Genomic DNA, 23,118 nt, shown 5'->3' with positions numbered 1-23,118 from the left:
GCGTGTTGCAGCAATGCTAGATGAAAGCGATGCAGTCGATCTCAACGAGCGAATCTCCGGGGACGCCGCCCTTTGCAACGGCAACGGTGGTGCGCACGGGAGGGACAGCGCCCCAGCGGCCCTGGTACATCGTGTTCATCCGCTGGAAGTCGGCGAGGTCGTTCAGGTAGACGTTCACCTTGAGCACCTTCTCCATAGAGGAACCGGCCTTCTGCAGATTGCTTTCGAGCTCATCAAGAACGTGCTTCGTGTGCTCTTCGATGGTTCCCGTGAAGTGGGCTCCAACGCCTGCGAGGAAGACCAGGTTGCCGTAGGTGATGATCGACGAGAAGAGAGGAACCTTGGGCGGTGTGCCGGTCGGCTTGTCGTTCACAACGCGAGGAGGAACGGACTTCTTTTCAAGAGGCAGCGCTTTGGAGGCCTGGGCCATCGCAGACGGAACAAGGGCGGCTGCGCCGGTGACGGCAACGGCTGCGGCGGCGGCATTCTTGAGGAGATCTCTGCGGGAGTTCATTTCCATGGTGTAGTTTTCCTTCCGAAGTTGATTAAGCTTTTTTGGTGAGGGCGGCGCGGATGCGGCGGCCTACGATGGCGTCTTCGCCGGGCTGAAGCATCCAGACACCGACGACGAGAGTATTCGCATCGGACGGGATGCCCTGGTTGGGTTTGTGTCCGGTGTTGGGATTGAGTTCGATGGAGGGCTGCTCGGTACGAAGTCGATTGACGAGTTCGCTCGTAGTGATTCCCGTAACGGCGGGATCGAAGCGGATGAGCAGATGTGGAACGTGGTTCGCGATCTTGGGAACAACGGTCTCCGTTTTGACGGAGGGAACATTCTTGACCATCGAGGCGATGAGGTCGGCGCGCTTCTGGTAGTCGCCCTGCATCGACTCTTCCGTGTGGGAGAGGACCCAGTCAATGGCAGCGACCATGCCGACGATCTGCTCCTTGGCGACTTTCATGCCGCGGCCAACGCCTTCGCCGGGGTTGTTGTTCTGGTGAGCGAGATCGGTGTACTTCTTCTTGCCGAGGAGAAGACCTGCGTTTTGCGGTCCGCGGATGCCCTTGCCTCCAGAGAAGGAGACGAGGTCGAAGCCCATACCGGTGTACTTCCAGAGGTTAGAGAGGGGAGGCATATCTGCGGCGGCGTCGATGTGGCAGGGGATGTTGTGTTCGTGTGCAATACGGAGCCACTCTTCGCGGCCGATCTGCGCGGTCGCGGCGATGCCGTCTTCTTCTTCAGCTGCGTTGAAGAAGTTCGTCATCACGGCGTCGCCCTTGGCGCAGGCTGCCTTGTATTCGTCGAGCGTGACGACTTCCGTAATGCGTGCGCCGGTCAGGAAGATGGCGTGATCGTAGCCGTACCGATGTGCGCGTTGCACGATGACCTGTTTCTTGAGGCCTTCTGCCTTCTGCGGCAGATCGACGGGGCGGTTGCCGTTTGCGGCCTGCATACAGGCCGCAGTGGCCAGGGTGATGGCTCCGGAAGCGCCCGAGGTCACAAGAGCGCCTTCACACTTCAGGCGCTGCGCAAGGTACTCGCCGGATTTGACCTGGAGATCGTGCAGACGGACGGGATGCAGAGCGGCCTTCTGAACAGCTGCGACGACCGTAGCGGGCATGCACGCAGCCGTAAGCGTGGTGTAAGTTCCGGCTGCGTTGATGATCTTCTCGACGCCGAGCTTTGCGTAGTAGTCCTCACCGGAGACGGCGGCTGCAGGAGCGGCCAGGGCCTCAGTCGATTGGAGCAGAGGTACAACGCCGAGGGTCGCTGCCAGGGAGCTGGTCCACTGGAAGAACCTGCGGCGGGAAAGAGGACTGGACTCTGCGGGATTTAAACGGGACATGATAGGCTCCGGGAGAAGACTGCGGGGACGTGTCTGCGAAGCGACGGAGCGGCAGGACCAAGATCAAATCGTGCAAGCTACAGCGCTACAGATGAGTGGGTGATGAATGGGGCTATTTGACGGCATTCGACCATGCATTGTCATGGGTCGAAAGACCGCCGCTCGGATAGGTCAAATGCTATAGCGCCACAAAACGTGGGCTAGATGCGGCCAAACTGCTTCACGGCCTCCACGATGGAGTGAAACTTCTCGATGAAGGGATACATGGAGTGCTCTGAATTGTCGAGTTGCTGGGCCTTGATGAGGACTTCTGCGGCGTTCTTACGCGGCACAACGACAACCCCATCCTGATCGGCCACGATGATATCCCCAGCCTCGACATGGGTGCCATCGACTTCGAGCGGAATGTTCATGCCGCCGAAACGATAGTGGCCGACGGAGGTAGAAGGCACGGGGCCGAGGGCGTAGACGGGAAAGCCGATCTTTTTGAGCTGCGGCAGATCGCGCACGCCGCCGTCCACGACAGCCCCGGAGAAGCCGCGGGCAAACATGGAGGTACCCATCAGGCCGCCCATGCCGGCGATATCTGCGCCGTCTTCAATCTTCATCACGTAGACCGAGCCGGGGCCACCGCCGTCGATCGCGGAAAGCATGCCGGAGAGGGCGTTCGGATCTTTGTTCTCTTCTTTTTTGAGCAGGACAGTGAGCGCGGCCCCTGCAAATTTCGTGGGGAAGATGGCCTGCATCTTGTGGGACATGTAGTGCTTTTCGTGGAGGATCTGCTCTTCGGCGTCGGATACGCTGGCCGCCTCAACGTGTCGGTAAGCCTCAATCATGCGTGGGAGATCGCGCTCGTAATCGGCGGCGGTGAGAGGCGTATCGGCACGGAGCGTGAGGCCAAGGGTGCAAGCGGTTGCGGCGAAAACGGCGGCAGCGAGAACTTTACGTGTTGCGAACATACGGGGTGCGTCTCCAGCGGTTGGTTAGGAGAATCGTAGCGCTTGACGAGGAGAAAAGAAAACAGCCGCCGAAGTTTGAGCTTCGGCGGCTGTTGAGGAGTGATGCAAATCAACTAGAAGTTGATCTTGCCAGCGATTTGCAGGATGCGAGATCCCGTCGAGGTGAAGTTCGTGTTGGGCCCCGTGATGAATCCGAACGAGGGGCTCTGAATGTTTGTATTCGGATTGCCGGGATTCGGATGATTGAAGACATCGAAAGCCTCGACGCGGAGCTGCAGGGCGACCTGCTCCCAGATTGGAAAGTTCTTGAAGAGCGAAGCATTCGTGTTTGTGGCACCAGGACCGTAAATCGCGTTGCGATGCAGATTGCCAAAAGTGCCATTTGCCGGTGCTGCAAAAGCAGTCTTGTCCAAGCAGTTGTTGCTTGTTGATCCGCCTGTTCCCGTAACCGTTCCACGGCTGCAAGTCGAAGCCAGCGGCACGTGAACGAAGTTAGGACGCTGCGTGCCTACGCCGTTGACATGCGCGTAGTCCGTGCTGAGGGTAAGGTTGAGCGGCGATCCACTCCGAAGATCGACAATCGCGTTTGCCTGCCATCCGCCGAGGGTCTGGCGAATGAGTGCGTTGTGATGCTCAAGTGTCGGGAAGGCATAGGTGACGGTACCAACGAAGCGGTTTTTGATGTCGTAGCTGGAGTTACCGTAATCCAGCTTGAGATGACCCTGCCACATAGCCGTACCGCCATCGTTCGAGCTGTCAGACTCGTCCAGAGCGTGTGACCACGTATAGCTCAGGTTCGCTGTGAGGTTGTGGAACATGCGCTGACGCAGAATTGCGGTCAAACCGTTATAGGTTGCGATGGCATCGTTGTGAATTACGCGGATATTACCGATATTCGGATTAGGACGGTTTGCGTTGGAGAATGCAGTCGATGGGCCAGGCTGATTGGGGTAGTAGCTCTCGTCGAGATGAAGGGACTTCGAACCGAGGTACTGAAGCTCAAAGCCGCCGTTATGCCATACTTCCTGTCCGAGATCTACGTTCCACTGATACATACGCTGTGTCGGAAGATTGTAATCGACCGTAAAGGCGCTGTAGGGCGAGGTAGCAAGACCGAAAGCGGTGGTCGCAGGGATTGCAGGATTATCCAACGTGAACTTGATGTTACTGGCAGCGTTGGAGTTCGTAACGTTGGCCGAGTATGGATAGTTGGTGGACGAAAGCGTGTAGCTGTTCATCTGGTTGGCGTTGTAGTAGATACCGCCGCCACCGCGGATGACCGTCTTGTCCGTTACGCGATACGAGAAACCAACGCGCGGGCTGATGTTGGAGTGCTGGGGTCCGCTGAACTTGAACCCGGGATATTTCGTCGCGTTTGCAGGATTAGTTCCACCAGCGGCAGGGTAGAGGCTTGTCCACGTTGGATCAAGGATACGCCCTACGCCGTTTAAGGAATAAGCAACCTGCGGGAGTTCGTAGCGCAAACCATACTGCAAGGTGAACTTCTGCGTAACCTGCCAGTTATCCTGAGCAAAGAATCCGTCACGCCACTGGCCGATTGAACCCTTGACCTGGAAGAGGGGAGAAGAGAGACCTGTGGGGAAACCTGCGACGAATGCTGCGGCTGGATCCGTCATCAGAGTCTGATCGAATGTGAACTGGCCGCGAGACAAGTTTGCTGCGTTACGTCCGATCGTGAACTTACGGAAGCTCACACCTGCCATCAGTGCATGCTTGTTGAGTGTGTAGTTGATCTGGTCGTAAAGGGTGAGTGTTCTGTCTTCCTGGAACCAGTTGGTTCCATTCTGAACTACACCCTGATAGTTCGTGATGCTCATATCGACGAGACCGGGATTGCCGCTATCGACGTCTGCGGTAAATCCGGGGATTCCCAGGGCAGATCCTGCATTTGCCTGATTCGTCTGATACTGCTGGTTCACGATCTGCGTGTAGACAACGTTGAAGCCAAGATGAAGATCATTGACGAGTTTCGGCGTGATGATATGCGTATAACCAACAGCGCCGTTGCGTCCACGCGATGTGGTGTAAGCGGTATTGACCAGATTGACTGCCTGCGCAAAGTTGTTCACCGACTGCTGCGCATAACGGGCAAAGAAACGCATCTTGTCGGTGGGGTTGTAATCCACACGCTCGAGGTTTGAATTCGAGTTAACCGCAGTGGGAAGATTTCCGGACCAGTTATTGATCACGCCCGCAGAGGTAGGAAGGGTGAGGTACGGCAGGATCTTCGCGGAAATTGGGTCCACGGGAATCTTGTTGTTCAAATAGGGCGCGTGGGTAACAGGATTGAAAAGCTGGTTCCCCGTGGTGCAAAGACCTGCAGCGCTGAAGACGGTGCAAAGCTCGCCAAAGTCGCCCGTGTGCATCCGTGCCGTAAGAACTGTCTGGTTCACGGTATAGGTAGCGCCGTGCTGACGGAGGCCTTCATAAGAACCGAGGAAGAAGGCTTTATCTTTCCAGATGGGACCACTCACTACGCCGCCGAAGAGGTTATAGCGAAGCTCGGAGTTAGGCGAACCCTTTGCCTGGAGCCAGCTGCGCGCGTTGAAACCGTCGTTCTGAATGTAATCGTAAGCCGTGCCATGGAATTTGTTCGTACCGGACTTCGTCACTTCATTGACGTGAACGCCGAGGTAGTCACCATACTGCGCGGTGTAATTACCATTCTGTGTCTGAACTGCGTCGAGAGCGTCGGTGTTGGGCACGATGAAGGCAGTCGAGGTCAGGTTGTTCATGATCGAGATGCCATCGAGAGAGATGCTGTTCGTGATGGAACGGCTGCCGGCGCCGGAAGCGCGGTTGCCGGGAGGGTTACCGGTAAGGGCCGTACCGTTGACGACGATGTTCGATGCCGTGGCGGCGAGCTGAAGAGCCTGGCGTCCAACCGTCGGTAAATCCCGAACCTGCTGCTGGCTGACCGTCTCACCGAGAAGCGCGTCGTCGGTCGAGAGTGGGGGATTATCAGCAGAGATAGTAACTTCGGTATTCTCCGAACCGACCTTCAAAGCAGCGTCCGAACGAACCGCGACGTTGATGGTGACGATGATTCCCTTGGTAACAGTCTTCTGAAAACCTGGCGTTTCGACAGTGACGTCGTACGTACCAGGAAGAAGAAAGGGGATGGAGTAGTAACCTTCCGAGTTCGTTGTACCCGGGTAAGAGACCTTGGTGCCTTCGTTGATCGCGGTGACCTTTGCACCTGCGACCACGCCACCTGAAGGATCAGTGACTGTGCCGACAAGCGAGGTATTATTTGCGACCTGAGCGCGGCCTACCATGGCGCAGAACAGGACAGCACAACAGACGAGAATTTTTTTCACGTTATAAGACTCCTTTGACCTCGGCATAGCCGGGAAAGCGAAACAGGAAATGTCTGGAGCTTTGCCTCGACATCGGATGAAAATCTCCGACTGCGGGCGATGAACTTTTGGATTGTTACGATTTGATAATATTTGTAGCTTACCTGTCATCAGTCAGTTGCCAGTGACGTAGCTAGGCTATTCGACCTATTGCAAGCGGGTAGAAAATTGGCTCTTTACGATGCGGGGAACATATCTTTTTGTAAATTCCTCCATTCGGAAGAACGTACAAAATAACTCTGCCCTTGAAAAAGCAGATCCCTTCTCTGCAGCTTCCAAATGAAAATTTTGCCGCTAGCTACGGACAAACCAACGTTTCAGGAACAATCTACACCGTTAGTCGAAGTGAACAAGGCCACGTTGCAGCGCGTAGATCGTGGCTTGAGTACGGTCGCGTGCTCCCATCTTATCGAGTACCGAAGAGACATGAATGCGAACCGTCTTCTCCGCAATGCGAAGCTGCTCCGCGATCTCGCGGTTGGATCTTCCCTGCGTGATGCAGATAAGAACTTCACTCTCACGCGGCGTAAGTTCAACCGCTGGCATACGTTCCGCGAGACGATCCAGTGCAACGCGCGGAAGATAGCGGAGATCGCGATCGACGTTCTGAATGGCGTTGATAAGCTCTTCGCCGCTGGCGTCTTTGGTGAGATATGCCATCGCACCGGAGCGAACGGCACGGTAGATATCTTCCGACCCGTGGTAGTTGGAGAGAACGACGATGCGCGCGGGGCGCGGCTCTTTGCGAAGAAGCGTGATGACATCGAAGCCGGAGACACGCGGCAGGCGGAGATCGAGCACGACGACGTCGGGGGAAAGAGAACGGTAGAGTTCGATTCCCTGTTCGCCATCGGAGGCTTCTCCGACGATTCTGATCTGTGCGTGGCCTGCGAGAACCGATTGCAACGCCATGCGTGCGAGGAAATGGTCCTCAATAAGAAGGACTTTGATCTGCTTCATTCGCTGCGTTGCCTCATGTAACTGTAGTTTTACATGGAGTGAGAGGAACTTGTCGCGCCCCGAGTTCCCGCGTGCGGCTAAACACCGATCCACGGAACGACGTAATGCTGCTGCGTCGCGGGCAGATTAATGGCCTGGAAGGAGACCGTAACCGAGACTTCCGTGCCTGAATCGACGGAAGTATTCAGGCGCAGCGTACCCCCGAGTTTACGCGCGCGTTCTTCCATCACCGGAATGCCGAAGTGGCCGGTCCGCGTGGCTGGATCGGAGATCTGAAAGCCGCGGCCGTTATCCCGAATCGAAAGATTGAGAGCATCGCTTTCATATCTCAGACGGATGGCGATTGTAGAGGAATGTGCATGACGAATAGCGTTGGTGACCGCCTCCTGACCAATGCAGACGAGGTGATGCACGGCGCCGGGAGCGATGGGGATCTCCTCGCCTTCGATCTCGAAGGTGGTCTCGATGCTGTCGCGCAGGCGATGCGCGGTAACGGCGCGAGAGAGAGCCTGCGAGAGAACGTTGGTGAGTTCCTCTGAGTCGCGAAGGTCCCAGATGATACGACGCGCTTCTGCCTGACAGTGCGAGACCATGCTGCGTGCAAGTTCGCAGGACTGTGCTGCCGGGGTGTCCACAGTACCCGCGTCACGGAAGAGCTTCGCCGTAGCTTCGAGCTGCCAGGAGATGGCAGCGAAGCCAGCCATGAGCGTGTCGTGGCAGTCGCTGGCGATGCGGTTGCGCTCTTCCAGGACCATGCCCATCTGCCCTTTAAGCAACTGGTCGCGCTGGCGCAGAAGCTGCGCTGCAAGCGCGATGAGACCCAAAAGCAAGAGCAGATAGCAGTACCACGTCTGGTAGAAAAACGGCTGCTGAACCACGGGAAGCACCGCCACCTGTTTTCCCCAGGCCTGCCCAGGGAGGCGTGCCTGTACCTCAAAGGTGTAGTCGCCCGGCGTAAGTTTCCGGTAGTGCGCGCTCCGGTTGAGTGTGACGGTCCAGTCGCCGTCGTAGTCGTTCAGACGGTACCGAAACTCGACTGGCCCGCGGATAGGCGAAACCGTGTCGAAAAAAAGAATGATCTCAGGATGGCCGGGCGGAAGGGAGACGTCGGACGCATGTTGAACCGAAGAGGCGTCGGTCTCGCTTGCAAATGAAAATCCACGGATGACGGAGGTAGGCTGCACCCCCGGCGAAGTGGCTGCCGCTTCCGCAGGAGGCGCGTTTTCAGCGGGTGCCGTCAGCACTTCGACCGGAGCAGCCTGGGCCACGACGCGTGTCGTCGTCAGGCTGCACAGCAACGCCATTGCGAGACAACATGGTCTGACCAGATAGGACATAGTACCTACGGCACCACACTTGAGCCCTATAACGCAAGTCGATCTTCCTGATTTAGACTTCCAGCGCACGCTCCGGGTGCACTACAAGCCAGCAAAGAGATCCGACCAGTGCCAGCGCGGCAGCCACGGCGAAGGAGGTCGTCCAGCCAAAACGCTGTGCGATCCAAGGCGTGAGCGAGGCAGTGATGGCTCCGCCGATCTGTCCGCCCATGTTGACGAGTGAAGAGAAGACTCCCGAACTGCGGCCCGCGATATCCACGGAAACCGACCAGAAGGTGCTCTGTGAGAGATAAAGCGCACCGGCACCGCCAGCGAGGATAATTCCAGCCAACTGGGGGCTGTGCACCTGCGACCCGAGGACAAGGAAGATCGCCGTAAAGAACAGCGAAACAGAGGCCAGATAGCACCGACCGACACGCAGACCATACAGGCGCGTCAGGCGATCCGAGAGCCAGCCACCGACGAGACTGAAGATGGTCATGCAGAGAAACGGGAGCATGGCGTAGTGCGCGCTGGCCTTAAGATCGAAGCCTCGGACCTGCGCCATGTAGAGAAAGAACCAACTGAAGAAGACCCAGGCGATATATCCGAAGGCGAAGTACCCGGCCATCAGGGCCGCGAGATCCCTGCGCGCAAAGATGGCACGCCACGAGATCCGTGTCTGGGTGGGGGCTGCTCCCGGAAGGTCCGAAGCATCGAGTGTCAGGCCAGCGTGGATCTCCTTGAGTTCCGAACGGGAAACACCGGGGTGATCTTCAGGAGTATCACGCGCGAAGATCCACCATACCGCACCCGCGATAATGCCGATGACCGCCGAGAACCAGAAGGCCGCGCGCCAGCCATGCGAAACGATGATCCACGTGAGCAAAGGCGGTGTGAGTCCGCTGCCTGCGCCTACTCCGGCAAAGATCAGGCCGTTGACGAAACCGCGCTCCTGTTGCGGTACCCATCGAGCGACGAATTGATTTGCGGCAGGATAAATAACGGCTTCACCCGCGCCCAGAGCGAAGCGCACTGCAATAAGCAAAGCCACCGCATGCGGAATGCCCGAGGGAAGAATTGCCGTGAGCGCAGTCGCGACGCCCCACCACAGGACACCGAGCGTCAAAACGCGACGTGGGCCATACTTGGCCGCAAGGAAACCAGCCGGAAGCTGGAAGCCGGCATAACCGATCAGGAAGGCGGAAAAGATCCAACCGAGGCGCTGATTTCCGAGGCCATATTCGCGGCTGATCTGAAGTCCTGCGATGGAGATATTGGTGCGGTCCAGGAATGCAACGCCACTTAGGACGAAGAGCCAGAAGGCAAGAAAAAATCGGACTCGGGTTCGGCGTTCAACGGGCAAAATCTACTCCTGGTTCGGCAACAACAAAGCTGCACTAAAGTGGGTCTTCTGCACTGTAAAGCATGGGGCGCATAGAACGCTTGCGAACGCTAGGGCGTTTGCCTTAGCCCCCGTGATGTTTTTGCGTCCGATATGACACGATGGAGAGAAGATTTTGTGGAAGAAGGCCTTATGTTGAAAGAATTGACCCGACGAACTTTATTACGGGGCGGCACGGCTGTGGCCGGGGTAGCCGTGATGGACTTATCTTCTACCGGACGCCTGCTGGCGCAGTACACACCGTCGGACCTGCATGCGCGCCCCCTACCCGTAAAAAGACGTTTTACGAGCCTCGCCGTGGAGCGCACCATCGCCAAAACCCGCGCGGAGATTCGCGATCCGCAGCTTGCCACGATGTTTGAAAACTGTTTTCCGAACACCTTGGATACAACCGTCTTTCCTGGAACGTTTGACGGTAAGCCGGATACGTTTGTCATCACGGGCGACATCGACGCGATGTGGCTGCGGGATTCTTCCGCGCAGGTGACGCCCTATCTTCCGTACGCGAAGCAAGACCCCGCACTCGCGAAGCTGATCGAAGGCGTCATTCGACGACAGGCTCGGCTAGTCACGCTGGATCCGTACGCAAACTCTTTTATGCGTTCGGAAGACGCAAAGCCACTGAGCTGGAGCGTCCATGACCGCACAGACATGAAACCCAGCGTCGGCGAGCGCAAGTGGGAGATCGACTCTCTCTGCTACACCGTCCGTTTGGCGCATGCCTACTGGAAAGCCGTGGGAGATACTGCGCCTTTTGACGAGCGCTGGCACACGGCGGCGCGGACTATTGTAAAGACCTTCCGCGAACAGCAGCGCAAGGACAACCCTGGGCCGTATCACTTCCAGAGGCAGGAGTGGAATCCCACAGACACGCTGACCGGAAGCGGCTTCGGCGCACCGGCAAAGTCGAACGGAATGATCTTCTCGATGTTTCGCCCCTCGGATGATGCCTGCGTCTATCCACTCTTTGTACCGGCGAATCTTTTTGCAGTGCGATCGCTGCGCCAGCTTGCGGAGATGGCGAAGGCAATCGCGCACGACGATGCGCTTGCTGAAGATGCAACACGCTTAGCGGATGAAGTTGCAGCAGCCGTTGCAGCACACGGCATTGTGGAGAGGCCAGAATTCGGAAAGATCTTTGCCTATGAAGTCGACGGCTACGGCAACGCTCTCTGCATGGACGACGCGAATGCTCCGGGGCTTCTGAGCCTCGCGCTATTGGAGTGTGTCGAGGTAGATGATCCGATGTATCAGCGAACACGCCGCTTTGCCTTGAGCGAGGCGAACCCGTACTTCTATCGCGGTAAGATAGCCGAGGGAATCGGTGGACCGCATGTGGGTGACGGTTACATCTGGCCGATGTCCATCATTGTTCGCGCTCTGACATCGAAGGACGACACCGAGATCGAACAGTGCCTGCGTTGGCTGCGCAACACTACGGCAGGAACCAACTTCATGCATGAGGCGTTCTGGAAGGACGACGCAGCGAAGTTCACGCGGCCATGGTTTGCCTGGGCCAATACCCTGTTCGGTGAACTGATTTTGCGTGTCCATGCCGAACGCCCGCACCTATTGACGAAGAGTTACATGTAGCTACTTTGTCAGCATGGCGACCGCCTGTGCCACCGTGAGGTCGTCCGGCAGACGATGGTAGTCCGTGCGATCGTACTTCGCATGGCTGCTGATGGTTTTGAAAAAGATGGCGCGACCATCGATCTTTGAATCGAGATCGGTGGTCTTCCACTCCGTCGTGGGCATCTCGTTGCGCTCGGTCGTGAAGCTGCTCCCTGCGTGGATTGTGGCGAGTATGCCGAAGCCGATGCTCATCTCCTGATCAAGATGCGCCGTCAGGCGATGCACTCGGACGGAGCCACTGGCCACAGCAACGGTACCGGTCATCGCGGCCATAACGCGCTCTTCCATACTCTGGGGCTTGTAATTCGGGTCCGGATGAAAGTCGAGCAGAAGATACTTCCCTTCCACGCGTGGGTTGGAGTAGAGATATCCGCGCACAAGAAGTTCGAGGAGACTCTGCGCCTTGAGTTCGTCCTTATGGTGCGCAGCGTCATCTCTTTCGACCACTTGCGGATGAAGCGCCAGGTATTGGAGGCGATCGCGCTCGGCCTTGGCACGCATCTCGTCGAGCGGTTTGCCATCTTCCGCGAGGAGCATGCGCACGCGCCCCGACTTACTTTCGATCACACGCTCGGACCAAAGATGACCGCCCGTGCGCTCGCTGCGTTCCGAAGAGAGATAGGAGAAGTGCGTCTGGTGGTCGGCTGCCGCTTTCTCATGCGCGGCGAGAGTCTGTAGGAACTCGCGTTGTGCCGCCGGAGTCTGAATCTGATCGACGGTCTGCGCCTGTGCACCGAAGGTCAGCGATAGAAAAACGAGACAAATAGACACTGCGCGCATCAGAAGATCCTTAGACGTCGCGAGGACGTACTGGAGTCGATGCGCGAAGTGCCCGCTGTTGTTGTACGGGACATGTCGATGGCTCTCGGGTTGAGTTTTCAGAAGGCCACAACCGTATGAAGCGGAAGGGTTGCAGAGGACCCACCTGCGAAAACGGTGAAATCACCCTTGGGCAACTCCCAGTGGCCGTCATCCGTTCCCTCTTCCACATAGATTTTGATGAAGGCAGGATCGATCGGCAGCGTGACCGTCTGCTCTTCCATGGGCTTCAGAGTGACTCGCTTGAACGCAACCAGTTTTTTGAAAGGCTCTCCTGCCAACTCTGGAAGCTGAACATACACTTGCGCGATCTCCGTCCCTGCCCGTGCTCCTGTGTTCTTCACGCGGAAGCTGACCTGCTTCGCCGAAGCATCCACTTTCAACGCGGAGTAAGCGTAGCTGGTGTACGAGAGGCCGTATCCAAAGGAGAAGAGCGGCGTCTTCTTCTTCAGTTCGTACCAGCGGTAGCCAACGGCAATCGGCTCAGGATAGACGACATCGAAAGGCTTGACCTTCGCTTCGCCATCGACGACATAAGCGTTCGGTTGATCGAGTCCGGGAACGACCGGCGTAGGCAGGTCGGCCTCCGTGCGTGCAAATGTGATGGGAAGTTTGCCGGAAGGATTGACCTCGCCCGAAACAAGATTCGCCAGGGCCTGCGCTCCGCCGATGCCGGGATACCAAGCCGCGAAGACCGCAGCGACGTGCTCGATCCATGGCATGGAGACGGGACCACCGGTTTCAAGCACGACGATCGTCTTCGGATTTGCAGCAGCAATTGCGGCAACAAGAGCATCCTGATTGTTCGGTAGGGATAACGTCAGAAAGTCACGCGATTCGGTTGAGAACTGATTGACAAAGACAAAGGCGACATCCGACTTCTTTGCCAACGCGACAGCCGCAGCAATATCGTCCCCACTGTTGTACGAGACCTTCGCCGAGGGCATCGCCTTCTGGATGTACTTGAGCGGCGATGTCGGAAAGTAGATCGGATATCCCCAGCGCGCAGCGCCCTCAAATGGCGCAACGGCATTGCCACCAGGAGCGTCGACCTGCGCGGAACCACCACCGGAGAGCATGCCTACATCTGCATGCGAACCGATCAGCGCAATGCTGTGCGTCGTAGCCTTTGCCAGAGGAAGAAGGTGTGCGCGATTCTTCAGAAGTACGATGCTCTCTTCCGCGATGTGCTGCGCATCGTCGAGTCCACGGAAGGGATCCGTCACGCGTCGTTGGAAGGGATAGTCCACTACGCCTGCGGCGAACATGCTACGGAGAATGCGATGCACCATATCGTCGACCCGCGCCATTGATACCTTTTTATCCGCGACGGCCTTACGCAGGTCCTTGCCGAAGAAGTCTTCGCCCGGCATCTCCATATCAAGACCGGCATTCGCGGCCTTCACCGTGGAGTGCGTCGCTTCCCAATCGGAGACGACAAATCCTTTGAAGCCGAAGTCGCGCTTGAGCACCTTGTTGAGCAGGTAGTCGTTCTCACACGCCCAGTGCGTGTTCACCTTGTTGTACGAACACATCACAGCCGAAGGGCTCGCAATGCCAATCGCAATCTGGAATGCGAGCAAGTCTGTTTCACGCAGAGCGCGGTGCCCCATCACGACGTTGTTGATGTTGCGACCGGTCTCTTCGTCATTGACGGCGAAGTGCTTGATGTCGCTCATGACATGATTCGCGATAACGCCGCGCATGAGGTTGCCTGTCATCGTGCCGGCAAGTACAGGGTCTTCGCCCGCGTACTCAAAGTTGCGGCCGTTGCGCGGTTCACGCGTGAGATCGACTCCACCGCCGATGGACATGTTGCTGCCCCAGTCGCGCAGCTCGCGACCGATGACCGATCCATACAGAAACGCACCCTCAGGATCGAAGCTCGATGCGGCACCAAGCGTCGAGGGAAGCAGCGTGGCATAGCGGCTCTGGTAGGCAGCCATGCGAATGCCTACAGCGGAGTCCATGAGATTGATATCCGGGATGCCGAGACGTGGGATGCCGATCACCATGCCTGCACCGAAGTTCGACGTGGGCGGCACAGGATCGCCATCCCGGAGAACGCCCCACCCGATACCGTGCACAAGCTGCATTTTTTCGTCGAAGGTAAGCTGCTGCTGCACCATGTCCGCACGACTGTCAGGATCGAGGGACGCGTTCATCCAAGGATGAGGAGTGGGAGGCGGCTCCGGACGCTTGTTCTTCTGTGCGTGAAGGTTTGAAAGGGGCAGAAGACACAGCAATAGAACGACGCGAACGCTTTTCATTGGGGGACAAATCCTGAGTTAAGAAGAGATGCTCTGCCGCATCAGCTTAGCGGATGCGAGACGAAGTCGCCAGTCTCTGGTGGACTTAGGCCAACGATGCGAGTGCGGGAGCGCTCTCTGCAGACGTCTGCACAAGATGATGATGGTGAGCGGAACGCCGCTGCAGAAGCACGGCAGCCGCGCCACGAAGCCGTCCCAGCTCTCCACCGCTGCTGCGGATCACACGCGGAGGCGTACCTGCGAGCATACCTTTGTGCAGCTCTTCTTCGATGACGGGCCTCGCAATCGCCCACGCACCAACGATGTCTCCATCGATCAGTATGATTTCCGGAGAGAGACTTGCCGTGACCAGACGAAGACCTCTGCCGATCGCTCGGGCCTGCTCTTCGATGGCCTCAATCGCTGCCGCCTCGCTCTCCGTCGCGCGGTGGATCAGGTCCAGGTAAGTCAGATGCGTATCGCTTGAGGTCTTTTCGGCATAGTAACGAAGGGCCGCGCGATTGGAAGAGACCGTCTCCCAGCAACCACGCTGGCCACAGCCGCATGGCAGACCTGCAGCATCCATGGGAATGTGCCCGAACTCTCCAGCCAGACCGCCGCGCCCGACGACGAGTTGACCATCTGCGAGGATTGCCGCGCCCACGCCTTCCGCAAACGTCACCAGGACGGCATCCCGCGTTCCATCCATGTTGCCAAACCAAAGCTCGGAGAGGAGGCTCGCGTTGGCGGCGTTATCCATCTCCGTCGGAAGACCAATCTCCTGCTGGATCGCACTCTTGAGATCGAACTGCGTCCATGACAAATTGGGGGCGTGTACAAGCCGCTGTGTGCGCGGATCGACGCGGCCAGGCAAACTGATGCCGACACCAACAAAGCTCTTCGTCGGATGTTCTTCCCGCATCGCCTGCATCGCTGCGACAATCGCATTCACCGCTGGCTGAGCCTCAGTGGAAATGGGCAAGGCTTCGCGCGCGAGGAAGCGTCCGTTGAGATCGACGACGGAGAGAATCGCCTGTCGCGGGCGGATATCAGCGACGAGGACGACAAATTCATCGTTGATTGAAAGCATGGTGGGACGGCGGCCGCGTGGGCGACTCGCCGTACCACCTTCCACTACCCAGCCATCTTCAATCAAATCTTCCACAATGGCGGAAACCGTAGAAGGTTGCAGCCGTGAGAGGCGTGAAAGATCTGCACGAGAGACCGGCTGGTGCGATCGAACGATCTCCAACAACAAGTCCCGGTTGACGTCACGCGCGAGCTCGCTGGATGCAACTTTGGCATAAGCCAGGTCGACTCTTCGAATCCCGCGAACTTGAGGTCTGCTGGTAGCCATTGGGAAGGATGAAACTTCGTTCCGGAATGATAGCCCGCGACCTTCATTTGTGACGAGAAAAAACTACGGATGATGCACAGGAGATTCCGTTCCGGCACTCTTCGCGTTCGGTTCCAGGAGAGCATCGCTGCATCCTGCAGGAGCATTGACGATGTTGCAACGTGCCGGAAGGCCATTGGGCAACCCGACAGAATACCCACTCCACTCCGAAGGCTCGGAGAGCGGATAGTCGGTGGAAATCATCTGCGCACCGCTGGAAAGTACCTCATCGCGACGTGTTGTGTCGTTATTGCGCGCCGCAACGGTGCCTTCGTCGGTGCGAGCACGGATGATATAGCCACGCTTCACGAGAGCGTCAATTTCTGCCTTCGTGCCACTGTTCTCTTCGATGAAGGCGGCATCCGGGTTTCCCGGAACGGCATTTGTGAAGAGGATGCGGTGTTCCAAATTGGGATGACCGGCTGCATAAGTCGGACTATCTTTCTTCTGGTCCATAAGAAAAATGACCTTGCCGCGCGAGTTGGCGAGCGTCGGCCACTTCCCGGCGAGCACTGCAGCTTCGAGCGTCGGATACTTTCCGCGTACCTGGTCTGGAAGAACCATCTCCGAGTCGGAGAAGACGGAGCGGATCTCTTTGTCGAGCGCGTCGAAGAGTTCCGAGGTAAACGGCAGGGCTGCGACGCTGTTCGGAACGTCCTTGAGAGCGCCGCCGCTCTTGCTTTCGATGAGCAGAAAGACAGGAACGTGCTGCGGGTTCGCCTTCGACCATGCCTTGACCTCGCGCAGGCAGCCGATAAAGGTCATGCAGCTCGCGCGCTGATTGAAGTCCTGGACGTGAATTACCTTGAATCCAGGCTTATCCATCTCGTGATTCGGATCGAAATCGGGATCAGCGGGCAGACCAGCCTGCTTGGTCAGTTCCACGATGAGCGGATGTGCGTAGCGACCACCCTGCGGATCGGCGTAGATATCGATCTCAAGCTGGCGGACGCCGCCGTCGAGCTGATGCGTGAGGGCCTTGTGGCTGTATTCCAGCGAAGCATAGCCCTTGGGATTACGCATCTTCATAAACTTTGCTTCGCTGGGTGCGAAGCCGAGGTTGTAGCTATTGTGCGAGCCGATGACCTGGATCTGGTTCAGATGGACGAGCTTGTCCTGCTGCGTTGCGGTCTGCGCAAGAGCGAGCGATGCGGCGGCAAGAGTGGCAAACGTTGCGGCAAAGGAAAGACGGGTCATGCGGCTCCTGAAAATTTGTGGTGACTGCGATGCGAACCAAACGAGGAGCGGCCAAAGCCGCTCCTCGCAAGAGATAGAACAGTAAGGCAATCGTTAGAAGATGAACTTCGCGGCCAGTTGAAGCTGACGCGCAGGATAGGCGGTGGTGATGGCTCCAAAGCCACTGCCGTCCGAGATGTTGCCATCCGGTGCGCCATAGTTCACCTTATTCAAGATGTTGAATGCTTCTGCGCGGAAGTCCAGGTTGGAGTGATCGTTCCACAGGGGGAATGCCTTGTGGAGGCCGATGTCCGTCTGAAAGAACGCGTAGGAGCGTACGCTGTTACGCGATACGTTGCCGTATGGCGATGTGTTACCAAATGAAGCGAACGACGGCAAGGCATAGCTGGAGAGCGGCAAGAAGCCGGTGAGAGCGGTTGCGGTTTTAGCACGACCGGATGCAGGGCCATAGACCGGAGTTCCCGCGATGTGCTGAGGCCGATAAGTAACCAGGTCAGTTCCAAAGAGCATACCCGTGGTTCCGTTCGACGAAGACGTGCTGTAGTTGATGTTTACCGGCAAACCACTGGTCATCGTATTGATGGTCGTGAGCTGCCATCCACCCAGAACCGCATTTGAGAGTGCATTCGAGCTGGCGCCAAAGCGACGGCCATGTCCATAAGGCAGGTCGTAGACAATGGAGGTCGTATCGGAAAGCGGTTGGTCATATCCTGACGGACCGTAGTCGTTGCTCGGGTTGGCATAGTTCACGCGAGAGTTATCGCCGTTGGCAGTCTCCAGATGGCCTGAAGAAATGTCATAGGTACGGCTGTAGGTGAAGGAGTTGAGCACATAGAGTGCGCCAGCGCGCTTCTCCAGTTTGGCCTGCAGCGAGTTGTAGTTCGAAGAACCCGCACCGTAGGCAATTTCAATATCGCCGAACGTTGGAACTGGACGGCGTGCCTGGTAGGAGCTGATCGTAGTGCAGGCTCCAAGCGTAGCCGCGAGGCAAGGGGTGGCCTGGTTGTAGTCAGCGAGTACCTGAAGATGTGTACCCTTGTTACCAACGTATGCGATGTCCGCCACGATCCCACCGGGAAGCTGCGTCTGAAAGCCTAAGTGGTAGCTCTGGACGTAGCCGGTCTTGAAGTTAGGCGCGATGTACCGTGAAGTTACCTTGAGTGGATTGAAGTTGGCAGAATTGACAAGGATATTGGAGTATCCCTGCTGCGTCTGCCGGAAGCAAGCGGTCTGATCCTGCGTATCGTTCGTGCAGAGGCTCGTTGTTGTGGGGTAGGCAGAATTGAAGTTGTTGACCGTAGCATTGACGACATTTGGGCCGTTGTAGGTCAGATTGTTCTCGCCACCGGCGCGGTTGAATTGCGTATAAGCAATACCGTAGCCACCGCGGAAAACCGTTTTCTGTAACGGGCTGTAAGAGAAGCCGATGCGTGGGCCGAAATTTGTAAGTGGCATGTGAACCAGGGCGCGGTCATAGATGCTGCCGGATTTTGCCTGGATGAGGCTCTTGGTATTTGGATCAAAGTTGGCAAGTTTGTTGTCGCGCTCCCACTGAGGTGTGGCCAGCTCATAGCGGAGGCCCGCGTTGATCGTGAGATTCGGCATCAGCTTCATGTCGTCCTGGAAATACATGAAATTGAAGCGCTGGCGAAGGTTCACAACGGTGAAATTGGTGAGCGAGTAAGATGAGCGATTGCCAAAGAGAAAATCGGCAGCAGCCTGTGCCTGCGCAATTTGGGTGCTGGCCGTATTCCCTGTAGCGGTATCGGTCGGGATGCAACCTGTAGCTGTAGGTGAGGTGCATGCACTAAAGAATGGGACCGTCTTGCCCGCAACTACACTGGACGGACCTGTCGAGTAGAGGCTGGCGTAGTTATCCTGCCCATAACTCGGGTTGAAGTCGTTCACCTGTGTGTTCACGGCCTGGTATTCATAGCCGATCTTCATCGAATGCTTACCCTTGACATAGGTAAAATTCGCCTTCGGATTGTAGATCGTGGGGTTCTGGAACTGGGGGCTCGACGTCTGAGCACCAAGCTGTGTGAATCCCTGAATGGACTGTCCATTCAAATCACGCACAATTGACGGGTCCGTCGGGAGACCATCCGTAATCCCGTTTTCTGTAAGCAACGATGAATCGCCTTGACCAAAGGGGGATTTCGCACCGATGTTGCGTGTGTAAGCAAATCGGACATCGAGCAGTTTGTTGGAAGAAATCACCCAGGTCAAACCACCTGCAATCTGGCGGTTCTGAATGTTGACGTTCGAGTTCGCATTACCACCGGCGCGACCAGTCACCGTAGGCGGATCGAAGATGACCGCCTGATGCTCGCTGTAGCGCGCGAAAGCACTCCACTTCTGATTGAAGGTATGGTCGATGCGGACATCGCCTTTGTCGTCATTGATCGTTCCACGAGGTGATGCAACGAAGTTATTACTGAAAGTGTTGTAAGCCAGAGGCGAGGTGTTCGCTGGCAGGGCAGCAAGAACGGCACGAGCAAAAGCAGTGGACTGTGCCGTCACAGTGCCATTTGCAAAAATGGTGCCCGTGATGGGGTTATACAAGGGAATTGGTGCCGTTGTACCGTCTACGCGATGCAGCACAAAGCTACCAGCGCGCTGTTCTGCGTTCGGCAGTGTAACAGCCGTCGTGGGGTTACGGAAGATCTGGCGCAGACCTTCGTAATCTGCGAAGAAAAATGTACGGTCTTTGAAAATCGGACCGCCAAAAGTGCCACCGAACTGGTTACGGATGAGGACAGGCTTCACACCAAGGTTTGGAGGAAACGGGCCAATCGCATTCAGGTTCGTGTTGCGAAGGTAGTCCCAGGCACGGCCGTGAAAGGCATTGGTACCACGGCGGGTCGACACGTTGATCACAGCGCCCGAGGCACGACCGTACTCTGCGGAGTAGTTGTTCGTTTCGACGCGGAATTCATTGACCGCATCTGGAGACGGGGAGATGTTTTCGTTTTCAAAACCCTGATTCGACGTGCCGTAGTTGTTGTTGTCTAGACCATCGAGCAGGAAGTTGTTGAATGCAGACCGCTGTCCGTTGATATTGAACGAACCTTCGCGGCTGGATGCAGTCTGGTTCTCTAGGGTGGACTTGCGCGCTCCAGGAACAAGCAGGACAAGGTCAGCGTAAGAACGGCCGTTGAGAGGAAGGTTCTCCACCTCACGTGTGCCGATGACCTGGCCGCGAGAGCTGGTCTCTGTTTCCAGAAGCTGCGCCGCAGAAGTGACTTCGACCACAGTGGCAACCGATCCTGGTTTAACAGCGACGTCGACACGCTGACGGGCATTGGTCTGTACGTTGAACGTCTCGGTCTTTGCACCCTCAAAGCCAGTGGCAGAGGTCGTAACGACATAGTTGCCGATCTGGACGGAGTTGAACTCGTACTTGCCTTCGCCGTCGGTCTTGGCCGTCTGTGCGATGTTGGTGGCAACGTTGGTGAGTGTGACCTGGGCATTGGGGACAGCAGCGCCTGCGTTATCGCGAACGTAACCTAGAACGGAGGCGGATTCGAACTGCGCCTGCATCATGGTCGTCCCGAAGAGCAGACAGATGGTCATCACCAGCAGTTGCCAGCGCGACATAGACCTCGTGAGAAATTGATTCATTACGCTTCCTTCTTTGTTTTCATTGTCTTTGAACGAAGTGCTCGCCCGACGATCAATCACAATACCGGCAGGAAGGTACTTTCGTCGAGAATTACTTCGTGGCATAGTGCGAAGTTAAAGGGCACAACAGCTCAAGTCAATCGAAATCGATAACGTAAGTTACTGAATTTTAAATATATTCAATTATTTCAATAACTTACGGTCTACACTTTTTTACGTAATCAACCTCTTCCAAGCGTCGCTATTCGCACAATAAACGTTGATGACAGTAAAAAGCCCCAGGCATTTTGCCTGGGGCTTTTAGGAACCGCTAACTTTGCTCAGTTACCAGTCGATCTTCTCAGGGAAGAACTCAGCGAAGAGTTCATCGTAATAAGGCTTCAACTCCGCCATGTTCGGCTTGGTATGGCCCTTGGAGTAGAGATCGTACGGATTGAACTTGTTCACCCACTGGAGCATCTCCCGATCCTGCTCATTGCAGAGATGGTCATACGCTCCGTGACGGTGCCACGAATAGAAGGAGTGGTAACGCAGCATGTAGAGCGACTCTATCGGGAGGTAGTTCTTCATGACTTCGTAGATGTAGCCGTCGTGCCCGAAGGACATATGCACCTTGTCCAGGCCGCAGTTGGGCTCGTAGATGCCGTATTTCGTCTGGTACAGAGGGTTCTTCGAGTCGGGATTGGCGGCGAAGTACTCCGGGAAGACGATGTCTTTGGAGTAGGCGCAGCCGGTGGGAAAGGTGTCGCCCACGACGCCCCACTGGGGTTCGCCATAGAGACAGAGGCATTTGCCGAGGTCATGCACGAAGCCGGTAAGGATCATCCAACGGGGCTGCTTGTCGCGGCGCATGGCTTCCGAGGTCTGAAGAAGATGCTCTATCTGGGTGAGATCGGTGTCCGGATCGCTGTCATCAACGAGCGTGTTGAGGAACTCAGCAGCCTCCCAGATGGTCTTCTTGCCGCGCGTCAGGCCGAAGTATTCCTTCTCTTTGCCGAGCACGTACTCATGCGTCTGGTACTGATGATTCAGACGATAAAACTCGGCTACGCCGGGATTCGCTTCCGCGTCGTACTGGCGAAACTCGGTCTCGGACTTGCCCTCCTGGTATCGGCCGGCAAGGAATTCATCCCACTGGTCGATGTCGCCGAGTGGATTCTGTTCGGTAATGGCTGTCGCTGTGCTCATAGTCGCTCCCTGTGGCTATCGCGCTTAAGGTGCGAGCGATCAACCATTTCGTTAGCGGTTACTATAAGGCAATTGAACAAAACATGGCAAGCAAAAGCTTCTAGCTCAGGCCTTTGCGCCGACCGTGGATTCGCGCAGGACCAGCTTCGGCTCGATCAGAATGCTGGAGGGAGTCAAATCCGGCGTTTTCGTGAGCTCCAAAGCCAGTTCCCCAGCCTTCGCTCCCAGCTTCTCGGTGGAGTGGTCGATGGAGCTAAGCGGCATCTTGAGGTACTTGGCATAGCGGAGGTTGCCGCAACCGACAAAAGCGATGTCTTGCGGAATGCGAAGGCCGGCTTCCATCGTGGCATCCATCGCACCGATGGCCGTCATGTCGTTGTAGCAAAAGACGGCATCGGGGCGAGGCTTGAGCTTGAGAAGCTCCTTCATCGCCTGATATCCGGCGATATCGCCTGTTTCCTCAAACTTTTCGCGTTGAATAATGTACTTATCTGCCACTTCCAGACCGCTCTGGGTCAGAGCGTCGCGGTAGCCGCGCAGACGGTCGAGCGAGGGACTCATGCCCCGGCCACCGATATGCGCGATCCGCTTCCGTCCCAGATCCACCAGATGCTGCGTAGCCAGCTGACCGGCCTTGTAGTCATCAGAACCGACAAAATGTGCCGCCAGGTAGGGGAAATTGCGGTCGATCAGAAGATACGGCGTTCGTTCGTCGCCCAACTCGTAGAAGTTTTTGAGCTTTGGCTGGCATGAGGCGATGAGAAGCACATCGATGCTGCGGCTGAGGAGGGTACGAATCTCCTGCTGTTCGATTTCGGCGTTTTCTTCGGAGGAAGCCAGAATCAGGGCGCGGTGGCTTTCGCGCAGCACGGCGGAAAGGGATTTGGCGAACTCCGCAAAAAAAGGATGGACGAGGTCCGGAACGACGAGGCCTACCGTGTAGGTCCGCCCGCTGGCCAGCCCGCGGGCGAGCATGTTCGGCTGATAGTTCAGCTCCTGCATGCGCTTAAGGACACGGGCGCGGGTTTTTTCGCTGATATCCGAGTTACCGCGTAACACCTTGGAGACGGTGACGGTGGAGACGTTCAGGTCGCGAGCAATATCCTTGAGACGAATGGCCAATCTTGTTTCGCAACCCCCGTG

The 23,118-nt window shown here is 56.7% G+C and carries 15 protein-coding genes; 1 reads left to right on the top strand and 14 read right to left on the bottom strand.

Annotated elements, in window-relative coordinates:
- Positions 1-16 precede the first annotated feature (16 nt).
- The 7 genes from ACIPR4_RS04140 to ACIPR4_RS04110 all read right to left on the bottom strand — a co-directional run bounded on the left by ACIPR4_RS04140 (position 17) and on the right by ACIPR4_RS04110 (position 9,828).
- Positions 17-520, bottom strand: a complete 504-nt coding sequence (locus ACIPR4_RS04140; protein ID WP_013567393.1) for a RidA family protein — start codon at positions 518-520, stop codon at positions 17-19.
- Positions 521-545: 25 nt separating this feature from the next.
- Entirely contained in the window at positions 546-1,847 is a 1,302-nt protein-coding gene (locus tag ACIPR4_RS04135; RefSeq protein WP_013567392.1) for a selenocysteine synthase, read from the bottom strand.
- Between the two features lie 200 nt (positions 1,848-2,047).
- Positions 2,048-2,806: an RraA family protein gene (locus tag ACIPR4_RS04130; RefSeq protein ID WP_013567391.1), complete on the bottom strand. Its 759-nt coding sequence runs from the start codon at positions 2,804-2,806 to the stop codon at positions 2,048-2,050.
- 113 nt (positions 2,807-2,919) lie between these two features.
- Complete coding sequence (locus ACIPR4_RS04125; RefSeq protein ID WP_013567390.1) at positions 2,920-6,147, bottom strand: TonB-dependent receptor; 3,228 nt, start codon at positions 6,145-6,147, stop codon at positions 2,920-2,922.
- A gap of 375 nt (positions 6,148-6,522) precedes the next feature.
- Positions 6,523-7,146: a response regulator gene (locus ACIPR4_RS04120; protein WP_013567389.1), complete on the bottom strand. Its 624-nt coding sequence runs from the start codon at positions 7,144-7,146 to the stop codon at positions 6,523-6,525.
- A 77-nt stretch (positions 7,147-7,223) separates the two neighbouring features.
- Positions 7,224-8,450 (bottom strand): ATP-binding protein, encoded by a 1,227-nt coding sequence (locus ACIPR4_RS04115; RefSeq protein ID WP_144312311.1) that lies wholly within the window; start codon positions 8,448-8,450, stop codon positions 7,224-7,226.
- A gap of 85 nt (positions 8,451-8,535) precedes the next feature.
- A complete protein-coding gene (locus ACIPR4_RS04110; protein WP_013567387.1) occupies positions 8,536-9,828 on the bottom strand; it encodes an MFS transporter in 1,293 nt (430 codons plus the stop codon).
- 171 nt (positions 9,829-9,999) lie between these two features.
- Here ACIPR4_RS04110 and ACIPR4_RS04105 point away from each other — a divergent pair, with 171 nt between their 5' ends.
- Positions 10,000-11,460, top strand: coding sequence for a glycoside hydrolase family 125 protein (locus ACIPR4_RS04105; protein WP_013567386.1), 1,461 nt, complete (start codon positions 10,000-10,002; stop codon positions 11,458-11,460).
- Here the strand turns inward: ACIPR4_RS04105 and ACIPR4_RS04100 are convergent, their stop codons facing one another.
- The 7 genes from ACIPR4_RS04100 to ACIPR4_RS04070 all read right to left on the bottom strand — a co-directional run bounded on the left by ACIPR4_RS04100 (position 11,461) and on the right by ACIPR4_RS04070 (position 23,097).
- A complete protein-coding gene (locus ACIPR4_RS04100; protein ID WP_013567385.1) occupies positions 11,461-12,282 on the bottom strand; it encodes a hypothetical protein in 822 nt (273 codons plus the stop codon).
- Between the two features lie 98 nt (positions 12,283-12,380).
- Complete coding sequence (locus ACIPR4_RS04095; RefSeq protein WP_013567384.1) at positions 12,381-14,591, bottom strand: beta-glucosidase family protein; 2,211 nt, start codon at positions 14,589-14,591, stop codon at positions 12,381-12,383.
- Between the two features lie 85 nt (positions 14,592-14,676).
- Positions 14,677-15,927, bottom strand: coding sequence for an ROK family protein (locus ACIPR4_RS04090; protein WP_013567383.1), 1,251 nt, complete (start codon positions 15,925-15,927; stop codon positions 14,677-14,679).
- 63 nt (positions 15,928-15,990) lie between these two features.
- Positions 15,991-17,163 (bottom strand): phosphatidylinositol-specific phospholipase C1-like protein, encoded by a 1,173-nt coding sequence (locus tag ACIPR4_RS04085; RefSeq protein WP_013567382.1) that lies wholly within the window; start codon positions 17,161-17,163, stop codon positions 15,991-15,993.
- A gap of 93 nt (positions 17,164-17,256) precedes the next feature.
- Positions 17,257-20,787, bottom strand: coding sequence for a TonB-dependent receptor (locus ACIPR4_RS04080; RefSeq protein WP_013567381.1), 3,531 nt, complete (start codon positions 20,785-20,787; stop codon positions 17,257-17,259).
- A gap of 324 nt (positions 20,788-21,111) precedes the next feature.
- On the bottom strand, positions 21,112-21,975 hold the full coding sequence (locus ACIPR4_RS04075; RefSeq protein WP_013567380.1) for an inositol oxygenase family protein: 864 nt from the start codon (positions 21,973-21,975) through the stop codon (positions 21,112-21,114).
- A gap of 105 nt (positions 21,976-22,080) precedes the next feature.
- The gene (locus ACIPR4_RS04070; protein ID WP_013567379.1) at positions 22,081-23,097 is read right to left on the bottom strand and encodes a LacI family DNA-binding transcriptional regulator; all 1,017 of its coding nucleotides are present in this window, start codon (positions 23,095-23,097) and stop codon (positions 22,081-22,083) included.
- Between the last annotated feature and the right edge of the window lie 21 nt (positions 23,098-23,118).

Source organism: Terriglobus saanensis SP1PR4 (genome assembly GCF_000179915.2).
Lineage (GTDB): Bacteria > Acidobacteriota > Terriglobia > Terriglobales > Acidobacteriaceae > Terriglobus > Terriglobus saanensis.
Note: the sequence above shows the minus strand (reverse complement) of the source record. Positions and strands in the feature narration are given on the sequence as shown.